The 19,656-nt window shown below is 74.4% G+C and carries 17 protein-coding genes and 1 pseudogene; 4 read left to right on the top strand and 14 right to left on the bottom strand.

Going from position 1 to position 19,656, the window contains the following annotated elements:
* Positions 1 to 201: 201 nt before the first annotated feature.
* On the top strand, positions 202 to 1,179 hold the full coding sequence (locus tag ACFVHV_RS20075; protein ID WP_359907564.1) for a sugar ABC transporter permease: 978 nt from the start codon (positions 202 to 204) through the stop codon (positions 1,177 to 1,179).
* 122 nt (positions 1,180 to 1,301) lie between these two features.
* Entirely contained in the window at positions 1,302 to 2,126 is an 825-nt protein-coding gene (locus tag ACFVHV_RS20080; RefSeq protein ID WP_359907610.1) for a carbohydrate ABC transporter permease, read from the top strand.
* 104 nt (positions 2,127 to 2,230) lie between these two features.
* On the opposite strand, the gene ACFVHV_RS20085 is transcribed toward ACFVHV_RS20080, so the two are convergent.
* The 3 genes from ACFVHV_RS20085 to ACFVHV_RS20095 form a co-directional block, all read right to left on the bottom strand.
* A complete protein-coding gene (locus ACFVHV_RS20085) occupies positions 2,231 to 2,842 on the bottom strand; it encodes a hypothetical protein (RefSeq protein ID WP_359907567.1) in 612 nt (203 codons plus the stop codon).
* Between the two features lie 199 nt (positions 2,843 to 3,041).
* Positions 3,042 to 3,800 carry a VOC family protein gene (locus tag ACFVHV_RS20090; protein ID WP_380352468.1) on the bottom strand — a complete coding sequence of 253 codons (759 nt, stop codon included), beginning with the start codon at positions 3,798 to 3,800 and terminating at the stop codon, positions 3,042 to 3,044.
* Positions 3,801 to 3,942: 142 nt separating this feature from the next.
* Positions 3,943 to 4,584 carry an alpha-ketoglutarate-dependent dioxygenase AlkB gene (locus ACFVHV_RS20095; RefSeq protein WP_359907573.1) on the bottom strand — a complete coding sequence of 214 codons (642 nt, stop codon included), beginning with the start codon at positions 4,582 to 4,584 and terminating at the stop codon, positions 3,943 to 3,945.
* Positions 4,585 to 4,877: 293 nt separating this feature from the next.
* On the opposite strand from ACFVHV_RS20095, the gene ACFVHV_RS20100 reads away from it, so the two are divergent.
* Both ACFVHV_RS20100 and ACFVHV_RS20105 read left to right on the top strand, forming a co-directional pair.
* On the top strand, positions 4,878 to 5,495 hold the full coding sequence (locus ACFVHV_RS20100; RefSeq protein ID WP_359907575.1) for a hypothetical protein: 618 nt from the start codon (positions 4,878 to 4,880) through the stop codon (positions 5,493 to 5,495).
* Between the two features lie 95 nt (positions 5,496 to 5,590).
* Positions 5,591 to 6,109 (top strand): universal stress protein, encoded by a 519-nt coding sequence (locus ACFVHV_RS20105; protein ID WP_359907577.1) that lies wholly within the window; start codon positions 5,591 to 5,593, stop codon positions 6,107 to 6,109.
* Between the two features lie 7 nt (positions 6,110 to 6,116).
* Here ACFVHV_RS20105 and ACFVHV_RS20110 read toward each other — a convergent pair whose 3' ends face one another.
* The 11 genes and pseudogenes from ACFVHV_RS20110 to adhP form a co-directional block, all read right to left on the bottom strand.
* The gene (locus ACFVHV_RS20110) at positions 6,117 to 7,793 is read right to left on the bottom strand and encodes an amidohydrolase (protein ID WP_380352470.1); all 1,677 of its coding nucleotides are present in this window, start codon (positions 7,791 to 7,793) and stop codon (positions 6,117 to 6,119) included.
* Entirely contained in the window at positions 7,790 to 8,632 is an 843-nt protein-coding gene (locus ACFVHV_RS20115) for a PaaX family transcriptional regulator C-terminal domain-containing protein (protein ID WP_359907583.1), read from the bottom strand. The genes ACFVHV_RS20110 and ACFVHV_RS20115 overlap by 4 nt, the downstream gene beginning before the upstream one ends.
* 92 nt (positions 8,633 to 8,724) lie before the next feature.
* On the bottom strand, positions 8,725 to 9,477 hold the full coding sequence (locus tag ACFVHV_RS20120) for an Asp/Glu racemase (protein WP_380352472.1): 753 nt from the start codon (positions 9,475 to 9,477) through the stop codon (positions 8,725 to 8,727).
* Between the two features lie 32 nt (positions 9,478 to 9,509).
* Positions 9,510 to 10,439 carry a fumarylacetoacetate hydrolase family protein gene (locus ACFVHV_RS20125; RefSeq protein ID WP_380352474.1) on the bottom strand — a complete coding sequence of 310 codons (930 nt, stop codon included), beginning with the start codon at positions 10,437 to 10,439 and terminating at the stop codon, positions 9,510 to 9,512.
* A 17-nt stretch (positions 10,440 to 10,456) separates the two neighbouring features.
* Positions 10,457 to 11,596, bottom strand: a complete 1,140-nt coding sequence (locus tag ACFVHV_RS20130) for a cupin domain-containing protein (RefSeq protein WP_359907592.1) — start codon at positions 11,594 to 11,596, stop codon at positions 10,457 to 10,459.
* Complete coding sequence (locus ACFVHV_RS20135) at positions 11,593 to 12,564, bottom strand: carbon-nitrogen hydrolase family protein (RefSeq protein WP_380352475.1); 972 nt, start codon at positions 12,562 to 12,564, stop codon at positions 11,593 to 11,595. The genes ACFVHV_RS20130 and ACFVHV_RS20135 overlap by 4 nt, the downstream gene beginning before the upstream one ends.
* A gap of 9 nt (positions 12,565 to 12,573) precedes the next feature.
* Positions 12,574 to 14,949 (bottom strand): FAD-dependent monooxygenase, encoded by a 2,376-nt coding sequence (locus ACFVHV_RS20140; RefSeq protein WP_380352477.1) that lies wholly within the window; start codon positions 14,947 to 14,949, stop codon positions 12,574 to 12,576.
* Positions 14,950 to 15,037: 88 nt separating this feature from the next.
* A complete protein-coding gene (locus tag ACFVHV_RS20145; RefSeq protein WP_359907613.1) occupies positions 15,038 to 15,421 on the bottom strand; it encodes a thioesterase family protein in 384 nt (127 codons plus the stop codon).
* A 33-nt stretch (positions 15,422 to 15,454) separates the two neighbouring features.
* Positions 15,455 to 17,065 (bottom strand): annotated as a pseudogene (locus ACFVHV_RS20150) (AMP-binding protein); the annotation flags it as partial.
* Between the two features lie 136 nt (positions 17,066 to 17,201).
* Complete coding sequence (locus ACFVHV_RS20155; RefSeq protein ID WP_359907600.1) at positions 17,202 to 18,254, bottom strand: hypothetical protein; 1,053 nt, start codon at positions 18,252 to 18,254, stop codon at positions 17,202 to 17,204.
* Positions 18,255 to 18,471: 217 nt separating this feature from the next.
* Positions 18,472 to 19,485, bottom strand: coding sequence for an alcohol dehydrogenase AdhP (gene adhP, locus ACFVHV_RS20160; protein ID WP_359907603.1), 1,014 nt, complete (start codon positions 19,483 to 19,485; stop codon positions 18,472 to 18,474).
* Between the last annotated feature and the right edge of the window lie 171 nt (positions 19,486 to 19,656).

Raw genomic sequence — 19,656 nt, forward strand, 5'->3', positions numbered from 1 at the left:
CCTACCCCGCGCACCGCCGGCGGGCCGCCAGCCCCGCCGACCCACCGCCCGCGCCCCCCGACCGCCGAGACCCGAACCGCGCCGCCGCAGGCCCCGAGCCGCCGGCACCGCACCGTCGGCCGCAGGCACACCGCACCGTCGGCCACCGGCCGCGCACGGACGGCCCCCCTCCCGGTTCGTCTCAGAGAGCAGGTCCCGCACGTGTCCGTATCCACCTCGACCGCCCCGGCGCCGCCTTCCCCGCAGAGGCGCCGTGGGGGAAAGGCGCCGGCCGCACCCCCGGGCGGCCGGCGCCGGCGGCCCCCGCTGCTGCTGCTCCTGCCGGCCGCGGTCATCCTGATCCCGCTGGTCGCCTACCCGATCTACCAGCTGGGCCTGCTGTCCGTCCTCGACTTCGGGCAGGCCCAGGCCTCCGGCGGCGTCCCGACCTCCTTCGTCGGCTTCGGCAACTACACGAAGATCCTGGAGGACGAGCAGTTCTGGACGGTGCTGTTCCAGACCATCGGCTTCGCCGCGTTCTGCGTGGTCGCCACCCTGGCCGTCGGCGCCACCCTCGCGGTGCTGCTCACCAAGGTCGGCCGGTGGCCGCGGCTGGTGCTGACCACCGCGGCGATGGCCGCCTGGGCGGCGCCGGCGATGACCGGTTCGACGGTGTGGAGCTTCCTGTTCGACACCAACCTCGGTCTGGTCAACCACACCCTGGAGGGGCTCGGACTCTCCGGCTTCCACGAGTTCAACTGGTTCTACGACAAGTGGACGGCGTTCCTGATCGTCGGCGCCGTGGTGGTGTGGCACTCCTACCCGTTCGTGATGGTCACCCTCTACGCGGGCATCCGGGCGATCCCGGAGGAGATCATGGAGGCGGCCGCCCTGGACGGCGCCAACACCTGGACCACCTTCCGCCGGATCACCGCGCCGATGCTGCGGCCGATCCTGACCATCGTGGTCATCCAGTCGGTGATCTGGGACTTCAAGGTTTTCACCCAGATCTATGTGATGACCGAGGGCGGCGGCATCGCCGGCCAGAACCTGGTGCTCAACGTGTACGCGTACCAGAAGGCGTTCGCCTCCTCGCAGTACGGGCTGGGCGCGGCGATCGGCGTGATCATGCTGCTGATCCTGGTGATCCCGACGGTCCTGTACATCCGCACGCTGCGACGGACGGGGAACGAACTGTGAGCCCGGCGAACTCCTCCCCGGCCGCCGTGAAGCCGGCCGCCGTGAAGCCGGCCGGCAACGCCCGCGGCCGGAACCCCCGTGGTCGGAGCACCCGCGGCCGGAACGCCCGGGGCCGCTGGCGGCTGGCCGCCAACACCGGTGCGATCGTGCTGGCCGTGGTCACCGCGTTCCCGATCTTCTGGATGGTGCTCTCGGCCTTCAAGCCCAAGGGCGAGATCCAGTCCCTCGACCCCAGGCCGTGGACCGCCCATCCCACGCTGGAGAGCTTCCGGCAGGTGCTCAGCGTCGACGGATTCGGCCGCTACTTCGTGAACAGCCTGGTGGTCGCGCTGTCGGTGGTGGTGCTGTCGGCGATCGTGGTCTTCCTGGCGGCGGTGGCCGTGACCAGGTTCCGCTTCAAGTTCCGGACCACCATCATGGTGATGTTCCTGATCGCCCAGATGATCCCGGTCGAAGCGCTGACCATCCCGCTGTTCTTCATGTTCCGCGACGCCGGGCGGTTCGCCCCGGGCGTGGGGCTGAACACCCTGGCCTCGCTGGTCCTGGTGCAGCTGGCGTTCTCGCTGCCGTTCGGGATCTGGATGATGCGCGGCTTCGTCGCGGCCGTCCCGGTCTCGATCGAGGAGGCGGCGCAGATCGACGGGGCGGGCCGGACCCGCATCCTGTGGCGGATCCTGCTGCCGCTGGTGGCGCCGGGACTCGCCGCGACCAGCGTGTTCTCCTTCATCGCGGCGTGGAACGACTTCGTCTTCGCCAAGACCTTCATCATCAGCGCCACCCAGAACCAGACGCTGCCCTCGGCGCTGCTGGTCTTCTTCAAGCCGGACGAGAACGACTGGGGCGGCATCATGGCGGCGTCCACGCTGATGACCGTGCCGGTGCTGATCTTCTTCATCGCGGTGCAGCGCAAGCTGGTCTCCGGACTGGCCGGCGCGGTGAAGGACTGACGTCCGCCGAGGCCGCGCACCCGGGAGTCCCGCCGTCGGCGGGACTCCCCCGGCCGTCCGGGCCCGAGCGGCTCAGCCGGTCGGGAGGTCAGGAGGCCGGCGGTTCAGGAGACGAAGCCGACGACGTCGGCACCCCTCCGGCGCTGCGCGAGCCGGAGCCAGCCGACGACCTCCGCGACGGCCTCGGCCACCTCGCGCTCCGGCGCCGGGGCGCGGCCCTCGCGCTCGGCCCGTTCGAACTGCTCCAGCGCCCTCCGGCAGTCCTCGGCCGGCCAGGTGCTGCAGGACGGCACGTCGCAGGACGGCAGTTCGGCGGGAAGGCCGCCGCCGTACTGGAAGTCCGCGACCGAGACGGCCGTGATCCCGTACGCCTTCAGGCCGTCGTCGACCACCTCCAGCCAGTTGCCCCGGAAGGGTCCGAAGGAGTCGACCTCCAGGGGCTGCCCGACGAGCCAGCACAGCCGCCGGTACGCGTAGCCGTACTGGAAGGCGTGGTCCGCGTCCGCGGAGAAGGGGCCGCCGTGCACCACGGCGCGCAGCGCCTCCAGGGCGGTCGGCGCGCCCTGCGCGATCTCGTCGGCGAAGTGCTCGTCGGACCTGTCCAGGGACGGGCCGAAGTATGCGAGGGCCTCGTCGAGCGCCCCGTCGTTGCCGCTGCCGACGCGGACACGGAGCTCCGCGGGGTCGACCAGGTACGCGCGCAGGAAGGAACTCATGGCAGCACGGTAGCGGTCGCAACGGACAGCGGGTTCGGCGGGTCGGTCGTCCTCGGGAATCCGGTGAGTGTGCCGAACGGTCTTGCCAGGAAGGCAACTTGACGGGTTGGAGGGGGACGCTCCGGGTCCGGGTGTGCGGGTGTGCGGGTGTGCGGGTGCGCGGACGGGTGGATCGGTGGCGGGTTCGGCCGGGGCGGGCTCAGGCCGCCGCCGCGGAGTCCCGGGTCGGGACGGCGACCAGCACGAACTCCGCGCCGGCGTCGTCCCGGACCAGCGCGGTGCGGCCGAACGGCGCCGGCGCCGGACCGGTGACGACCGTGCCGCCGAGGGCGCGCAGCCGGTCGGCCGTACGGTCGGTGTCCCCGGTCGCGAAGTGGACCAGCCAGCGCGCCTCCGCGCCCGGGCCGGCGGGACCGATGCTGCACGCGGGCAGGCCGGCCACCCGGGCGAGGGTGTGTCCCTCCCGTGGCCGGTCGTAGCCGTAGCCGAGGACCCGGTGGTAGAAGGCCCGGGCGGCGTCGGGGGCGGGGGAGAGGTGCTCGTTCCAGGCGAGCGCGCCCGGTTCGTCGACCAGGCCGGCGCCGTCGATGGTGCCGACCTGCCAGAGTCCGAAGCGGGCGCCGAGCGGGTCGACGGCGAGCGCGGCTCGGCCCTGCTCGGGCACCTCGTACGGCTCACGGGCGAGGCGGCCGCCGGCGGCCCGGACCGCGGCGAGGGTGCGCGACGGATCGGGGCAGGCGAGGAAGGTGGTCCAGGTGGCGGGCGGGTCGGTCGGCCGGGCCCGTTCGACGGCCGCGACCTGGGCGCCGTACCGGGTGGCGACCGCCTCGGCGGGGCCGGTCGGAACGAACTCCCAGTCGAACAGCGCGCCGTAGAAGGCCTCTGCCCGTGCGGTGTCCGGCGTGGTGAGAACGACCCAGCACGGCACCCCGGCGCGGTAGTTGCCCGGTTTCGGCATGCGACCCTCCTGGCGGGCCCGGTGCCCGGTGCCCGGTGCCCGGTGCCCGGCGTTCGGTGTTCGGTGTTCGGCGTTCGGTGTTCGTCGCCACCGGCCCCACCCGCCAGCCTCCGCGCCCGTCGGGTGCGCGGCAAGCGGGGGATCAGGACACTCCGTGCGGCCGGAACTGGACGCTGATCCGAGGGCCCACCGGGCGGGCCGTCTTGGGGATCGCGTGCTCCCAGGTGCGCTGGCAGGAGCCGCCCATCACGACCAGGTCCCCGTGCCCGAGCGGGTGGCGGACGACCGGCCCGCCGCCGGACCGGGGCCGCAGCGCCAGGGTGCGCGGCTCGCCGACGGAGAGGATCGCCACCATGGTGTCCTCGCGGGCGCCGCGCCCGATCCGGTCGCCATGCCAGGCCACGCTGTCCCGGCCGTCCCGGTAGTAGCACAGGCCGAGGGTGCGGAACGGCTCGCCCAGCTCCTGGGCGTAGTGCCGGCTCAGCGCCGTCCGGGCCAGGCCGAGCACCGGGTGCGGCGGTTCGGCCTGCGCGGGGTAGGAGGCCAGCAGGCGCGGGACGTCGACCGTCCGTTCGTACATCTCGCGCTGCTCGGCCCGCCACGGCACCTCGGCGGCCAGTTGTTCGAACAGCTCGTCGGCTCCGTGCAGCCAGCCCGGGAGCAGGTCCAGCCAGGCGCCGTCGCCGAGCGGCTGCCGCCGCAGGCCGGTGAGCGGGCCGAGGCGGAGGCCGCCGCGGTCCGCGTCGTCGAACAGCGAGGGCTGGAGGTGGACGGTGCCGTGCATGGGGTCAGCGTACGCCTCGATTCGAACATGTGCTCGAATGACTGGAGGGTTTCGGGCCTCGCCTTGTGGATCTTCGCCGGGCCTGCGACGCCAGGGCGTGTTCCCCGGCGGTGGAGGAGGGCCGCTACGGCGATCGACGGTCGGCGGGGGCGTCCGTTCGGCGCAGCTTCGTCCGGCGGTGGCCGGAGACCGTTGTCAGGCGGCACGGGCGACCGGTAGACGGGAGGCTCCGAGCGCCGATCCTCCGAGTAGGGTCTAGCGGCCGGTTCCCCGCTCCCGTTTAGGCTTCGGACATGGCGATCAACGGCTTCGGGGTCACCGAGTTCCAGCTGGTGCTGCTGCGTCGGATGGCCGATTTCCAGCCCGGGCTGGTGGAGGGGGCGGTGCGGCGGCTCGGCGCCACCCGGGCCTCGATGCGGGAGGCCAACAAGCGCTGGCAGGCGATGGTCCGCGCGCCCGGCTTCCCGCGCGGCGCGGCCCGGTACGCGGCCGTGCTCGGACCGGCCGGGGCGAGTGTGCCGCGTCGGATCGGGGATCTCGACTGCGTGGCGCGCCAGTGGGCGCTGCCGCTCTGGCCCGAGTTGCGCTTCGAGATCCTGCTCGGCCCGGCTGAGACCGGTGGGCCGCTGCTGAACGAGTGGCTGGTGCGGGCGGCGGGCTCCCCGGTGCCCGCGCTGCGCACGCCGGCCGATCTCGCGCCGTGGAGCTGCGTGGTGGGCGACGTCGGGGCCGCGTTTCCGTCCGCGGTGCCGCGCGAGGGCAGTGCGCCGACCAGGTTCCGGCTGGACTTCGCGGTCCCGGATGCCGATGGACGGCTGCGCCCGTTCGAGGCCGACTTCACCTGGGGGTTGCTCCAGGAGGTCCGTCCGAGTGGCGGCCAGGGCATGGATATGCCGGGCGATGCAAGGTGATATTCAGTGAATGCCTTCGATTTGCAGGCCAAAAGAGGGATGTGGCAATCTAATCGCAGACATTGAAGAGTTTTGGCATCGGAAAGTGAAGGATCATGTCGGACGGCGCCCGCGTCATCGTCGGAGTCAGCGGTTCACTGCACAGCCTGACCGCCCTGCACCGGGCGGCCGAGGAGGCTCGGGCCCGGGGGGCCGTCCTGGTGCCGGTGCTCGCCTGGACGCCGGTCGGCGGTGAGCGCAGCTACCGCGCCCGGCCCTGCCCGCCGCTGCTGCGCGCCTGGCAGGAACTCGCCGAGGCGCGGATGGAGAGCGCGCTGGAGCAGGCCTTCGGCGGACTGCCGATCGGCGTGCCGGTGCAGCCGCTGGTCGTGCGCGGCGAGGTCGCGACGGTGCTGACCGGGCTGGCCGACCGCCCGGGCGACCTGCTGGTGGTCAGCACCGGCGAGCAGGGCGGCCTGCGGGTCAGGCTGCGCGGGCTGACGCGCCGCTCGATCGCCCGGCGCTGTGTGAACCGGGCCCGCTGCGGGGTGCTCGCCGTTCCGCCGTCCACGCTGCACGAGGACCTGCGCGCGCTGCACCGCGGCATCGACCTGCGGGAGCTCGCCGCGGCCTGACGGACCGTCAGGCACGGTGCGTGGTAAGGCCGTCGATCACCGTACGGGCGGGGCGCAGCTCGCGCAGCGCGTCCACCGGGCAGGCCGACGGATCCAGCGGATCGACCGGCCACACCGTGAGGTCGGCGAACGCCCCCGGCCGCAGGCTGCCGCGCACCGCGCTCTCGCCGGTCAGCCGGGCGGCGTTCACGGTGTGCAGCGCGACCGCCTCGGACCGGCCGATCGCGTGCTCCGGGCCGACCACCCCGGCCGTGGTGTCCCGGGTGGTCATGCCCCACACCGACACCATCGCGCCGTACGGGCCGACCGGGAAGTCCGAGCCGCCGGTGATCAGCGCGCCCTCGTCCAGCCACTCGCGCAGCGGGAAGAGCGCGGCGGTGCGCTCCTCGCCCCAGGCCCGCTGCTGGGTGAGCGCGCCGTCGTGCAGCAGCGGGTGCTGGACCGTCACCGGGATGCCCAGCGCGATCGCCCGCGCCCGCTGCTCGGGGCGGGCCAGGCCGCCGTGCTCGACCACCAGGGTGCCCGGCGGCAGGCCGGGGTGGCGCTCGACCACCTGCTCGAAGACGTCCAGCAGGACCCGCAGCCCGCGGTCGCCCCAGGCGTGCACGCCGACCCGCCGGCCCCGCCCGACCACCCGCTCCACCGCCGCGAGCAGCTCGTCCGGCTCCCAGAGCAGCCGGCCGTGGTAGCAGGGCTGCCCCTGGTACGGCTCCTCCACCGCGCCGGCCTCGAAGCCGCCGTCGATCCCGAACTTGACGCCCCAGAGCCGCAGTCGGTCGTCGTCCCGGCCGGCCGCCCGCCAGTCGTCCATCCGGTCCAGCAGTGCGTCCACCTGGGCCGGCGTGCGGGCGGCGAAGCCGGAGACCAGCGCGCGGACCCGGACGGCCAGGGCGCCCTCGGCCCGGGCGGCGTCCAGGACGTCGAGGTCCTCGGCCGGGACCCGGCAGTCGCGGACGGTGCCGATCCCGGTGGCGGCGAAGTCGGCGGAGGCGGCGCGCAGTCCCTCGATCCGCTCCGTGGGGGTCGGGTGCGGCAGCACCCGCTCGACCAGCTCGACCGCCCGGTTGATCAGCCGGCCGGTGAGCCGCCCGTGCTCGTCGCGCTCGATCACGCCGCCCGGCGGCGCCTCGGTGGCGTCGGTGATCCCGGCCAGCCGCAGCGCGGCCGAGTTGAGCACCATGTTGTACGCGCCGCGGCGCACCAGCACCGGGTGTTCGGCGGTGGCCGTGTCCAACTCCCCGGTGGTGGGCATCCGTTGCTCGGTCAGCAGGACCTCCTGCCAGTTGACCGTGGTGCGGATCCACTCCCCGGCGGGGGTGCGGGCGGCGCGTTCGCGGATCAGGCCGAGGAATCCGGCGAGGTCGCGGGCCCGGTGGACGGGCACGCCGTGGACGCTGTGTCCGGCCAGGACCAGGTGGGTGTGGGTGTCGTCGAAGGCGGGCAGCACGGTCGAGTCCGGGGCGTCCACCACCTCGGTGCCCGGGCCGATCAGGGCGTCCAGTCCGTCGGGCGCGGCGGAGAGCGCGGTGATCCGGCCACCGGTGACGGCGACCGCCCGCCGGGGCGGCTCGCCGGGCACCAGGGTGTGCACGGTGGCGGCGCGGATCAGCAGGTCGGCGGGGGCGGGGCTGGCCGCCGGAACGGCGGAGGCGGGGCGGATCGCCGGATCGGTGGGGTCGGTCATTGCGGCTCCTGGGGGCGGGACAGTCCGGTGACCTTCTCGACGTACCGGAGGCTGGGCTCGGCGAGCAGTCCGTGCAGCTCGGTGAACACCGCGCGCGCCGGTACCGCGTTCCAGTCGGCGGGCAGCAGCGGCGCGGGCAGCCCCGGATCCAGGTACGGCAGCCGGCGCCACCGGGTGAGCATCGGCACGTAGTCGCGGAAGGCCTCGGCCGGGTCGACCGGAGACCGTCCGCGCAGCTCCTCGGCGGCCGGGTGCCAGGCGTCGGCGAAGGCCCCGTACTGCGCCTCGATCGCCGGGAGGTCCCACCAACTCGCCACTGCCGTACGGAGATCGGCGAAGCCGGCGTACTCGGCGGAGAGGAACAGATGGACGTAGGCGCTCAGCCCGAGCCGGTCCAGCAGCCGACGGGCGTCCGGCAGCAGCCGGGCCGGTGCCAGCCAGACCCCTGGGGCGGCGTTGCCGAAGCCCAGCCAGCTCAGCCGGGAGCGCAGCTGGTGGCGGTGGGCGCGGGCGGACTCGGGCACCGAGAAGACCGCCACCACCCAGCCGTCGGCGAGTTCGGCCGGCTCCAGGCTGTGGAAGATCCGCCGGTCGCCCTCCTCGAAGACCGGCTCCATCGCGAGCGCGAGCCGGTACCCCGTGCCGGCGCGCCGCTCCTGGAGCAGGGTGCCGGCCTTCTTCAACCGCGAGATCGCCGAGCGGACGGCCGGGCCGTCGACGTCCAGCTCGGCCAGCAGCGCGATCAGGTCGGCGATGGATATCCAGCCGCCGAGGCGGCGGACGAACTCGCCGTAGACGGTGTGGATCAGGGAGCTCGGCCGGGACGTGTTCTCGGACATGCGCGGGCCCTCCTCCCCGGTGGTGGTGGCGATCATAACGAGAGTGCCGGTCCGAGGGCGCGGAATCCTGCGGTTCCAAGGCGCCCGGGAGGCTACGCGTAGGCACCGGAGAGCAGGTGTCCGGCGCCGGGCGCGAAGGCGGGCAGGCCGAGGGCCCGCAGGAGCTGGTGGGTGGTGCAGACGGCCGCCGAGACCACCGGCTTGCCCAACTGCTGCTCGGCCTCCTCGACCGCGGACAGCGAGGGCAGTTGCACGCAGGCCGAGAGCACCACCGCGTCCGCCTCGGCGTGGGCGAGACCGCGGGCGATGGCGGGCAGCAGGGCCGGGTCGTGGGCGGCGACGTCGAGGTTGTCGGCGATCTCCAGGGCGGCGTGGTCGAGCACCTCGATGCCCTCGGCGGCGAGGTAGTCGACCACCGTCCGGGCCAGCGGCCGCAGGTACGGGGTGACCATGGCGACCTTCGCGGCCCCGAGTTCGTGCAGCCCGGCGACGAGCGCGCCGGCGCTGGTGACCACGGGCGCGGGGGCGCCGTTCTGGACGGTGCGCAGGTGCAGCCGCCGTTCGGCCTGCCGGTGGTAGCCGGGGCCGGTGGCCATCACGGCGACGAGGCAGGCGTAGCCGATCACGTCCACCCGGGCGTCCGACAGTTCGGCGGCGCAGCGGTCGGACTCGGCGTCCATGGCGCGCAGTTGTTCGGGGGTGACCCTGGTCATCCGCATCCGGCTGGAGTGGAAGGTGAACCGCTCGGGGGCGACCGCCTCGCGGGCCCGCAGCAGGGCGGGGACCTCGGTCTCCATGGTGACGTTGGAGCTCGGGACGATCTGGCCGATCCGGTAGGTGGGCATCGGGTGGACGGTCCTTTCCGGTCCGGGGCGGGTCAGCGGGCGTCGATCACCGGGTTGGCGAGCGTGCCGATCCGCTCGATGGTGGCCTCGACCAGGTCGCCGGGCCGGAGGAACTGCGGCGGCACCATCCCGGCGCCGACGCCCGAGGGGGAACCGGTGGAGATCACGTCGCCCGGTTCCAGGGTGACGCCGGAGGAGATGTCGGCGATCAGCCGGGCGACGCCGAACAGCATGTGGCGGGTGTTGGAGTCCTGCCGCAGCTCGCCGTTGACCTTCAGCGAGAGGTCGAGCCGCTGCGGGTCGGGGATCTCGTCGGCGGTCACCACGACCGGGCCGAACGGCGCGTAGCTGTCCTGGCCCTTGGAGAAGAACCACTGGCCGGAGCGGCGCTGGTCCCGGGCACTGATGTCGTTGACGATGCTGTAGCCGAACACGTGCCGCAGCGCGTCCGCCTCGGCCACCCGGAAGGCCGGTGCGCCGATCACCACGGCGAGTTCGCACTCCCAGTCGAGCTGCTTGGTGAGGTCGGCGTTGTGCAGGATGGGGCCGCCCGGGCCGGTGACGGCGGTCGAGGGCTTGCCGAACAGCACCGGCCGGTCGGGCAGTTCGCGGTCGGTGTCCAGGGTGCGGTGCGACTCGGCCACGTGCTCCACGTAGTTGAGGCCGACGCCGACGATCTTGCCGGGGCGCAGTGGCGCGCACAGCGAGACCTCGGCGATCGGCCGGCCGGCCGGGGCCCCGGCCAGCAGGTCGCGGACGGTGGCCAGGGCCGGCTCTCCGGCTCGGATCAACCCGAGGAGGTCGGGGGGCAGTCGGGCCCCGGCGGCGGTGGCGAGGGCGGTCAGGTCGACGACCCGGTCGCCGTCGATCCGGGCGCCGAGGCGCGGGGTGTCGTCACGGCCGTCGTCCTCGGTGCGGCCGGCGGGGTCGGCGTCGTCGGTGCGGAAGGTCAGCAGGTGCATGGTGGTGGGGCTCCTGGTCAGGCGGTGGTGACGGTGGGCTGCTGCCCGTCCGGGTGGGCCTCCTCGCGGTGGAGGCCGAGCGCGTGCATCACCGGGAAGTCGTTGAAGGAGAACAGGCAGGCGTCCTCGCCCCGGTCGAGGTTCTCGTGCTCGTGCCAGGCCCAGGACGGGACGACGAAGATGTCGCCCTGCCGCCATGCGAAGCGCTGTCCGGCGATCACCGAGGCGCCGCGTCCCTTGGCCGCGGTGTACACCACCGAGCCGGTGTGCCGGTGAGCGCGGGTGGCCTGGCCCGGGCGCAGCAGTTGCAGGTGGGCGGACATGGTCGGCATCACCGGGCCGCCGGTGACCGGGTTGGTGTACTCCATGATCACGCCGTCGTAGGGCGATCCCTCGCTGGCGCGGGCGAGCCGGCGCAGCGCGTGGTAGCTGGGCTCCCAGGGCCAGCCGAGCAGCGGAGAGTACGGCCTGCTCCACTTCTCGACGCCGTACGGCAGCAGGTTGCCGCCGTAGCTGAGCAGCGAGGAGCCGATGACCGGCCCCGGTCGCTGGTACAGCTCCGGGTGGACCTCGTAGAAGTTGGCGTCGAGGGTGTTGACCAGCGGGATGTCCAGGCCGTCCTGCCAGATCACCGGGGCGTCGTCGGCCTCGTTGCCGTGCTCGTGCCAGGTGTTGTTCGGGGTGATCGCGAAGTCGCGCGGGCCGACCTTCAGCTTCTGTCCGTCCACGACGGTCCAGGCACCGGTGCCCTCGTGGACGAAGCGCAGCGCGGAGGCCTGGTGGCGGTGCGCCGTCATCGCCTCGCCGGGCCCCATGATCTGCAGGCCGGTGTACAACAGGCCGACGGCGGCGCTCAGTTCGCGGCGGCCGGGGTTCACCAGCATCACCACCCGGCGGCCGGCGTCGTCGGCCTTCACCAGCGGCAGCGCCTTGCGCACCAGCGGGCGGAGGTCGGCGTAGCGCCAGAGCACCGGGACGGACTTCGGCTGCGGGTACCAGGGTTCGATCTCGTTCGCGACCGTCCACAGGGCGCCCGCCTCGTGCTCGGCCAACTCCTTGTAGTAGGTCAGCAGCTCGGGGCTGTCGGTGACCCGGGACCGGCCGATCCGGTCGTCGTCGTGAGCGTTGTGGCCAGGGGTGCCCTCGGGGCTGGTCATGCCTCCTCCTCGGGGAGCGTCAGCGGCCGCAGCGGGCGGTTGTCCACGTGCAGCCGGAAGACGTCGAAGCGGTTGTAGTGCCCGACGATGTCGTGCATCTGCTTGGGCTGGATGCAGCGGCCGAGGTCGATCTCGGCGTAGACGATGCCCTCCTCGTCCACCAGTGGTTCGGTGACGGGGCGGCCGTCCGGACCGAAGATCCCGGACAGGGCGCTGTGCGGGCGGGCGAGCTGCTTGCGGACCTGCGGGTCGTCGCCGGCGATCAGGTCCACCATCCCGGGCGAGAGGGTGGAACAGGAGACGACGGAGAACACCTTGCCCTCGAAGCAGTGCGCGGCGGTGCGCAGCGCGATCGAGTCCGCCATGTCGTAGTCCTCCGGGCCCACCGGCAGCGCGATGTAGCAGGCGGCGTGGACCAGTTCGCCCTGGGCCAGCAGGGTGAAGCGGGCCAGCGGGTTGGTGTTCTCGCCGCAGGCCAGCGCGCCGAGCGGGCCGACGGCGGTGGGGTGCACCGCGAGGGTGCTCCCGTCGCCCTGGCCCCAGGTCAGTTTTTCGGCCCAGGTCGGCATCAACTTGCGGTGGATGCTGAGGAGTTCGCCGTCCGCGTCGATGATCAGCAGGGTGTTGTACAGCAGTCCGAGGCCGGGTCCGCCGCGTTCGTTGATCCCGATCACCAGTACCACGCCGGCCTGCCGGGCGGCGGCCCGCAGGGTGTCGACGTACGGGCCGGGGACGTCGACGGCGGCCCGGTACAGGCGCTCGAACCAGGGCGAGCCCTGCACCGGGTTCATCGTCCAGTTCCAGTACGGGTAGCCGGGCACGAAGACCTCGGGGAAGACCACCAGTTCGGCGCCGTGCCCGGCCGCCTCGTGGATCAGCGCGACGGCCTTGTCGACGGTGGCGGCCGGGTCCAGGTAGACCGGGGCGGCCTGGACGGCGGCGGCGGTGAAGCGGGGCAGGTGGGGCATGGCTCCTCGTCACTCCTCGGCGGTGTCGGAAGGAAGGGGCGGTGACCAGCGGCGGTGGACGGGCGCGGGCGGCTCGCGCAGCAGGTGCAGGCGCGGGGCGACCCGGTCGGCGTTCGGGCCCGGCGGCTTGCGGCTGCCCGCCGTCCACGGCCCGGGCCAGCGGGCGCCCGGCCCGGTGTGGCCCCGCTCGGCGGCGGCGTGCAGGGTCCAGAGCGGGTCGTACAGCTGGGCGCGGCCGACCGCGACCAGGTCGGCCCGCCCGGCCAGCAGCACGGAGTCGGCGTCGTCGAACCCGGAGATCGCGCCGACCGCGATGGTCGGCAGGCCGGTGGCGGCGCGGACCAGCTCGGCGAAGGGCGTCTGGTAGCCGCGCCCGTACGGCGGCCGCTGGTGCGCCACCACCTCGCCGGTGGAGACGTCCAGCGCGTCCGCCCCGGCCCCGGCGAGCGCGCGGCAGATCGCCACCGCCTCCTCCTCGGTGGTGCCGCCGGGCGCCCAGTCGCTCGCCGAGATCCGCACCAGCAGCGGGCGGCCGGCCGGCCAGACGGCCCGTACCGCCGTCAGCACCTCCAGCGGCAGCCGCAGCCGGTGGGCCAGCGGGCCGCCGTAGCGGTCGGTGCGGCGGTTGGTGAGCGGGGAGAGGAAGGAGGAGAGCAGGTGGCCGTGGCCGAACTGGAGCTCCAGCACGTCGAAGCCGGCCCGCGCGGCCCGCTCGGCGGAGGCTGCGAAGTCCGCGGTGACGGCGGCCAGTTGGATTTCGTTCGCCTCGTGCGGAACGGGGCTGTCGGCGTCCCAGGGCAGGGCCGAGGGGGCGATCAGCGGCCAGCCTTCGGTGAGCGGGCGGCCGATGCCGTCCGGCCCGGGGGCGGTGGTCGCGCCCCGGCGGCCGGCGTGGGTCAGCTGGATGCCGAGCGGGGTGTCGCTCACCGCCCGGACAGCGCCGACGAGTTGGTGCCAGGCGGCCTCCTGGTGGTCGGTCCACAGGCCCGGGCAGCGGTCGGTGGCCCGGCCCTCGGGGCCGACCGCGGTCATCCCGGCGAGCACCAGCCCCGCGCCGCCGAGCGCGTGCCCGGTCAGCTGGGCCCGGTCGAAGCCACTGGGCAGCGCGTCGGGGGAGGTGAAGGTGGCGAGCGGCGGCACCACGACGCGGTTGCGCAGTTCCAGTGCGCCCAGCTTCAGCGGCCGGAACATCGGCGGCACTCCGGGAGAGCCGCCGAAGGCGGTGTCCACGGCGTCCACGAAGGCGGGGTCGCGGGCCCGCAGATTGCCGTAGGTGACCCGCCGGCTGCGGGTGAGCAGGTTGAAGGCGAACCGGTCGGCGTCCTGCCCGGTCCGCCGCCCGATGGTCTCGAACCACTCCAGACTCGCCTGCGCGGCACGCTGGGTGGACTCCACCACCGGGCGCCGCTCGGCCTCGTAACCGGCCAACGCCTCGTCCAGGGTGGGCTTTTCGCTCAGCGCTGCGGCCAGGGCGAGGGCGTCCTCCAGGGCGAGCTTGGTGCCCGAGCCGATCGAGAAGTGCGCGGAGTGCGCGGCGTCGCCGAGCAGGACCACGTTGCGGTGGCGCCAGCTCGCGTTGCGCACCGTGGTGAAGCGGATCCAGCGGGAGGCGTTGGGGATCAGCCGGTGGCCGTCCAGGTGCCCGGCGAGCAGCTCCGCGCAGCGACGCACGCTCGCCAGATCGCTCTCGCCGCGCGCCGGTTCCCGTGCGGCGAGGGCCTCGAAGCCCGCGCGGCGCCAGGCGTCCGCGGCCGCCTCGACGATGAAGGTCGAGCGGGTGGCGCTGTACGGGTAGGCGTGCACCTGGAGGACGCCGAAGTCGAACCGCTCGACGATGAAGGTGAAGGCCTCGAAGACCTTGTCCGTGGCGAGCCACATGTAGCGGCAGTGGCGCTCGTCCAGATCGGGGCGGAAGCTCTCCGGGAAGGCGGCCCGGGTGCCGGAGCGGATGCCGTCGGCGGCCACCACCAGGTCGTACTCGGCGGCCAACCGGTCCACGGGCGGGGCGGGGGTCCGGTAGCGCACGTCCACCGCCAGCTCGGCGCAGCGCCGTTGCAGGACGGCGCGCAGCCGGTTGCGGTCCAGGGCGGCGAAGCCGTGGCCGCCGCTGGTGCGCACCTCGCCCGCGAAGCGGATGTCGATGTCGCTCCAGCGGGCGAACTCGGCGCTGATCGCGGCGAAGACGTGCGGGTCGGCGTGCGCGATGCCGTCCAGGGTCTCGTCGGAGAAGACCACGCCGAAGCCGAACTCGTCGTCCCGGCCGTCCCGTTCGAAGACGGTGAGCTCCCGGTCGGGCGCCAGCTGCTTGGCCAGGGCGGCGAAGTAGAGCCCGCCCGGGCCGCCGCCGATCACGGCGATCCGGGTACGGTCCCGTGCGGTGCTCATGCGGCCGCCTCGGGGGCGGTGATCGCCCCGGGACCGGCGGACGGCCCGGGGCCGACGGTCGCCCCGGCGCCGGCGGCCGTCCCGGGGCTCACGCGGCCACCTCCGGGCGCTGCGGCCCGGCCTCCGCCAGCGTGCGGCGGACCTGTGAGGGCCACGGCTCGGCGCCCCCGTCGTGCGGTGCGGAGTGCACCACCGACATCCGCCCCTTCGCGGCCAGCCCGTGCGGGCCGTGCACCTCGAAGGCGTAGTGCAGCGAGGAGCCGCCGACCCGGACCACCCGCAGCTCGGTGCGGACCAGGTCGCCGAACCAGAGCCGTTCGCGGTAGTCGGCCTCGAAGTGCACCCGGGGGATCCGCCCGAACAGGTCGGCCAGTCCGAGCCGGCGCAGCAGGGCCGCCTCCGCCGCCTCGGCCCAGCGCTGCACGGCGGAGAAGTGGTAGTGCCCGGCGGCGTCGGTGTCGAACCACTCCACCCGGCGCTCGACGGTGACGCTGGCCGGGGTCGGCGCGGCCCGTCGGCGCAGCTCGGCGCGGTGCAGCTTGCCGGTCGCGGTGCGCGGCAGCCCGGGCACGAACTCGACCGCCCGCGGGTACTTGTACGGTGCGATGGCGCGCTTGACGTGCTCCTGGAGCCCGCGCGCCGTCTCCGGCCCCTCCGGGACGCCCGGGCGCAGCACCACGTACGCCTTGACCACCGTGCCGCGCCGCTCGTCCGGCGCGCCGACCACCGCGCAGTCGGCCACGTCGGGGTGGGTGGCGAGCGCCTGCTCGACCTCGGGCCCGGCGATGTTGTAGCCGGCCGAGACGATCATGTCGTCGTTGCGGGCCCGGAACCAGAAGTAGCCGTCGCGGTCCCGGACGTAGGTGTCGCCGGTGAGGTTCCAGCCGCCGCGGACGTAGTCCAGCTGGCGCTCGTCGTCCAGGTAGCGGCAGCCGGTCGGGCCCTTGACCGCCAGCATCCCGGGTTCGCCGTCCGGCACCGGACGGCCCTGCCCGTCCAGGACCGCGGCCCGGAAGCCGGGGACGGGCCGGCCGGTGGAACCGGGCCGGATGTCCCCGCCGGCGGCCGAGACGAACACGTGCAGCATTTCGGTGGCGCCGATGCCGTCGATCAACCGCTGTCCGGTGGCCTCGTGGAAGGCCCGCCAGACGGCGGCGGGCAGCGGCTCGCCCGCCGAGACGCAGTGCCGCACCCCGGAGAGCCGGTCCGCCAGCCCGGCGGCCAGGATGGCCCGGTAGGCGGTCGGCGCGGTGAACAGCACGCTCACCCGGTGCCGGCGCACCTGCTCGGCGAGCTGCTCCGGGGTGGCGTGCTCCAGCAGCAGGCCGGCGGCGCCCGCCCGCAGCGGGAAGACCAGCAGGCCGCCGAGGCCGAAGGTGAAGCCGAGCGGCGGGGTTCCGGCGAAGAGGTCCTCGGGGGTGGGGCGGAGCAGGTGGCGGGAGAAGGTGTCGGCGATGGCGAGCACGTCGCGGTGGAAGTGCAGGGTGGCCTTGGGGCGGCCGGTGGTGCCGGAGGTGAAGGCGATCAGCGCGACGTCGTCGGCGGCGGTCGGGACGGCCGGGAAACGGGCGGCCTTGGCGGCGCAGCGGGCGGTGAGGTCCTCGGCGCCGGGGCCGCCGTAGCCGAGGACGCGCAGTCCGGGGGTCCGTGCCCGGTGCAGCTCGTCCAGGAAGCGGTGGTCGCACAGGGCGAGGACGGGCCGGGCGATGCCGTGCAGTTCGGTCAGCTCGGCGGCGCGCAGCAGCGGCATGGTGGTGACGGCGACCCCGCCGGCCTTCAGTACGCCCAGCCAACAGGCCGCCAGCCAGGGGGTGTTGGGGCCGCGCAGCAGGACCCGGTTGCCGGTGGCGAGGCCGAGGTCCTCGGTCAGCAGACGGGCGATCCGGTCGGCGTGGTCGCGCAGTTCGCCGTAGGACCACCGTTCGGTGGGGGTGAGCAGGCAGGGCCGGTCGGGGCCGAGGCGCTCGATGGTGTCGTCGAGCAGGGCGGCGGCGCAGTTCAGGCGGTCGGGATAGGCCAACTCCGGCAGTTCGAAGAGGAGTTCGGGCCATTGCTCGAAGGGTGGGAGATGGTCTCGGCAGAACGTGTCCACGTGCGCGGAGGGTGAGAGCTCCATGGGCGGGCACCTCGTTGTGCGAGCGGGGAGTGAGGCCAGTATGGCGCGTCCGTGACGCCAGTCAAGGGAGCGATACATGCATTCGGGCGACGACCCGGCTCCCCGCCCGCTCCGGGCGCCGGGGGGGCGCCGACCGTCAGCTCGTCGCCCCCCGGGCGGAGGCGTCGGGAGTGCGGCCCTCCTGGGCCTGGTGGGCGCGGTCGGCGAGCAGTCGGGCGAACACCGTCAGCCCGGGCGCGGTCAGGGCGGCGCCCGGCCCGTCGTCCCGCACCAGGAGCAGCACGCCGCCGACCTGGACCAGCGCCACCGCCGACGACGAACCGACGGTCCGGGTAGCGCTCCGGTCGCCGATCCGCGGGATCGCCACCGCCGTCGCCTCCACGCCGCCGGTGCGTTCGAGTGCGCTGTCGAAGGCCTTGGCGGCCGCCTCGGGGGAGGCGAAGGCGACCACGTCGAACTCCACGGTCTGCACCGAAGCGGCGCCGAACGTCACACTGGCGGAGGCGAGTTGCTGGTCGCAGGCGTCCGGCAGCAGGCACGGCACCGCGTCGGTCGGGCCCGTCCCCGACTCCGGCCCGCGCTGCACCCGCCACCCGCGCGGCATCGCCCCCTCGTCGGGCAGCACGCCCTGGACCAGCACCGGGTCGCCCAGCGGCTGCGCGGCGTGCGCCAGCCCGGGCCCGCCCGGCTTCAGCAGCGGGCGCGAGCCCAGGTGGACGCCGAGCGCGACCAGCGCGGCGATCAGCACCAGGACGAGCGCCGCCACGATCCCGGCGCTGCTCCGCCGGGCGGCGAGCGCCCGGGCGCGGGCGGCCGCGGGGCCGGTCCGCAGCTGAACGGTGCTCGGGCCCTTCGGCGGCGGTGCGGTCGGCGGGCCGACCCGCAGCTGCACGGTGCCGGGCTCGCTCCGCAGTTGGACGGTCGGTGGATCGCCCGGCTTCCCGAGCGCGGTGGTGGCCAGGTACTGCGCGAACGCCGGGTCCGTGGCCAGCAGGTGCGCGACGGCGGCGGCCAGCAGCGCCCGCGCCTGCGCGTCCCCCGGGCGCGCCTGCGCCGCCGCGAGCGCCCCGGCGCCCTCCGGCACCATCCGCAGCCGCGCCCGCACGACATCGGCCACCGCCTGGTGCGGCCCGTCGCCCAGCAGTGCCGCCGCCACCGCATCCGGTGCCGCCCCCCGGCCGTCCCCCATGGCAACTCCCCCTGCCGTACGAGTGGTTGCCCCCACGATCCCGGACCGCCGGCCACTTCGTACCCACGCCGAACGGAACGGAGACGCAACTGCAACCCCACCCGGACGAACCGGGGCGGGCGGCGGTGTGCAGCAGTGGCGGCATCCGGGCATCGTGCCCGCCGCCCGGCCGGGCGCGCCGCCGAATTGACCGGCCGGGTGACGGTCCGGGGGGCCGTCAGCGCAGGTCGAAGACCAGGCGGGCGGAGACCTTGCCGCTCAGCACCTCGTCGAAGCAGGCGTTCACGTCGTCGAGGCGGCGGGTCTCGCGGATCACCCGGGTGCGGCCGAGGGCGTGCAGCCGGAAGACCTCGGCGAGGTCCTCGCGGGTGCCGACGATCGAGCCGATCACCTTGGTGCCGTTCAACACCGTCTCGAAGACGGGCAGTTCGAGCTTGCCGCCGGCCGGGAGGGCGACCAGGACGAGGGTGCCGCCGCGGCGCAGGGCGCCGTACGCGGCCTGGAAGGAGGCGTTGCTGACGGCGAGGGCGATCGCGGCGTGGGCGCCGCCGAGGGCCTGGACCTCGGCAGCGACGTCCTGGGTGCGGGCGTCGAGGACGTGGTCGGCGCCGAGGTCGCGGGCCAGGGCGAGTTTGTCGTCGGTGACGTCGACGGCGATGGTCTCGGCGCCGAAGAGCCGGGCGTACTGGAGCGCCAGGTGGCCGAGCCCGCCGATGCCGGAGACCAGCACCCGGGTGCCGGGCCCGGCGCCGGAGACCTTGAGCGCCTTGTAGGTGGTGACGCCCGCGCAGGACAGCGGCGCGGCGTCCAGCGGGTCGATGCCGTCGGGGACGGGGACGACGTAGTCGCCGTGCGCGAGGGCGTACTCGGCGTAGGCGCCGTCCACCGAGTAGCCGCTGTTGTGCTGCTGGAGGCAGAGGGTCTCCCAGCCGGAGACGCAGTGGTCGCAGCGCCCGCAGGCGTCCGCGAGCCAGGGGATGGCGACCCGCTCGCCCACCCGGACGTGCCGGACCAGGTTGCCGGCCGCCTCGACGATGCCGACGCCCTCGTGCCCGGGCACGAACGGCGGGCTGGGCTTGACCGGCCAGTCGCCGTGGGCGGCGTGGATGTCGGTGTGGCAGAGGCCGGAGGCCTCGATCCGGACCCGGACCTGGTGCGCGGCCGGCTCGGGTACCGGGTGGTCCTCGACGACCAGCGGTGCGGTGAAATCGCGGACGACGGCGGCCTTCATGCGCTGCTCCTCGGACGTACGGCCGGGTACGGGGGTACTGCCGGGGGGGGCGGGGGGGGGCCCCCCCGCCCCCCCACACACACAGGGGGTGTAGTTGCCCGGGCTACAGGGCCGAAACATGGTGCAAAACAGCGCCTAAGAGCGGCGGGGGGCGGGCCGGCCCAGCGAGTT

Source organism: Kitasatospora sp. NPDC127116 (assembly GCF_042677365.1).
GTDB lineage: Bacteria > Actinomycetota > Actinomycetes > Streptomycetales > Streptomycetaceae > Kitasatospora > Kitasatospora lactacystinica.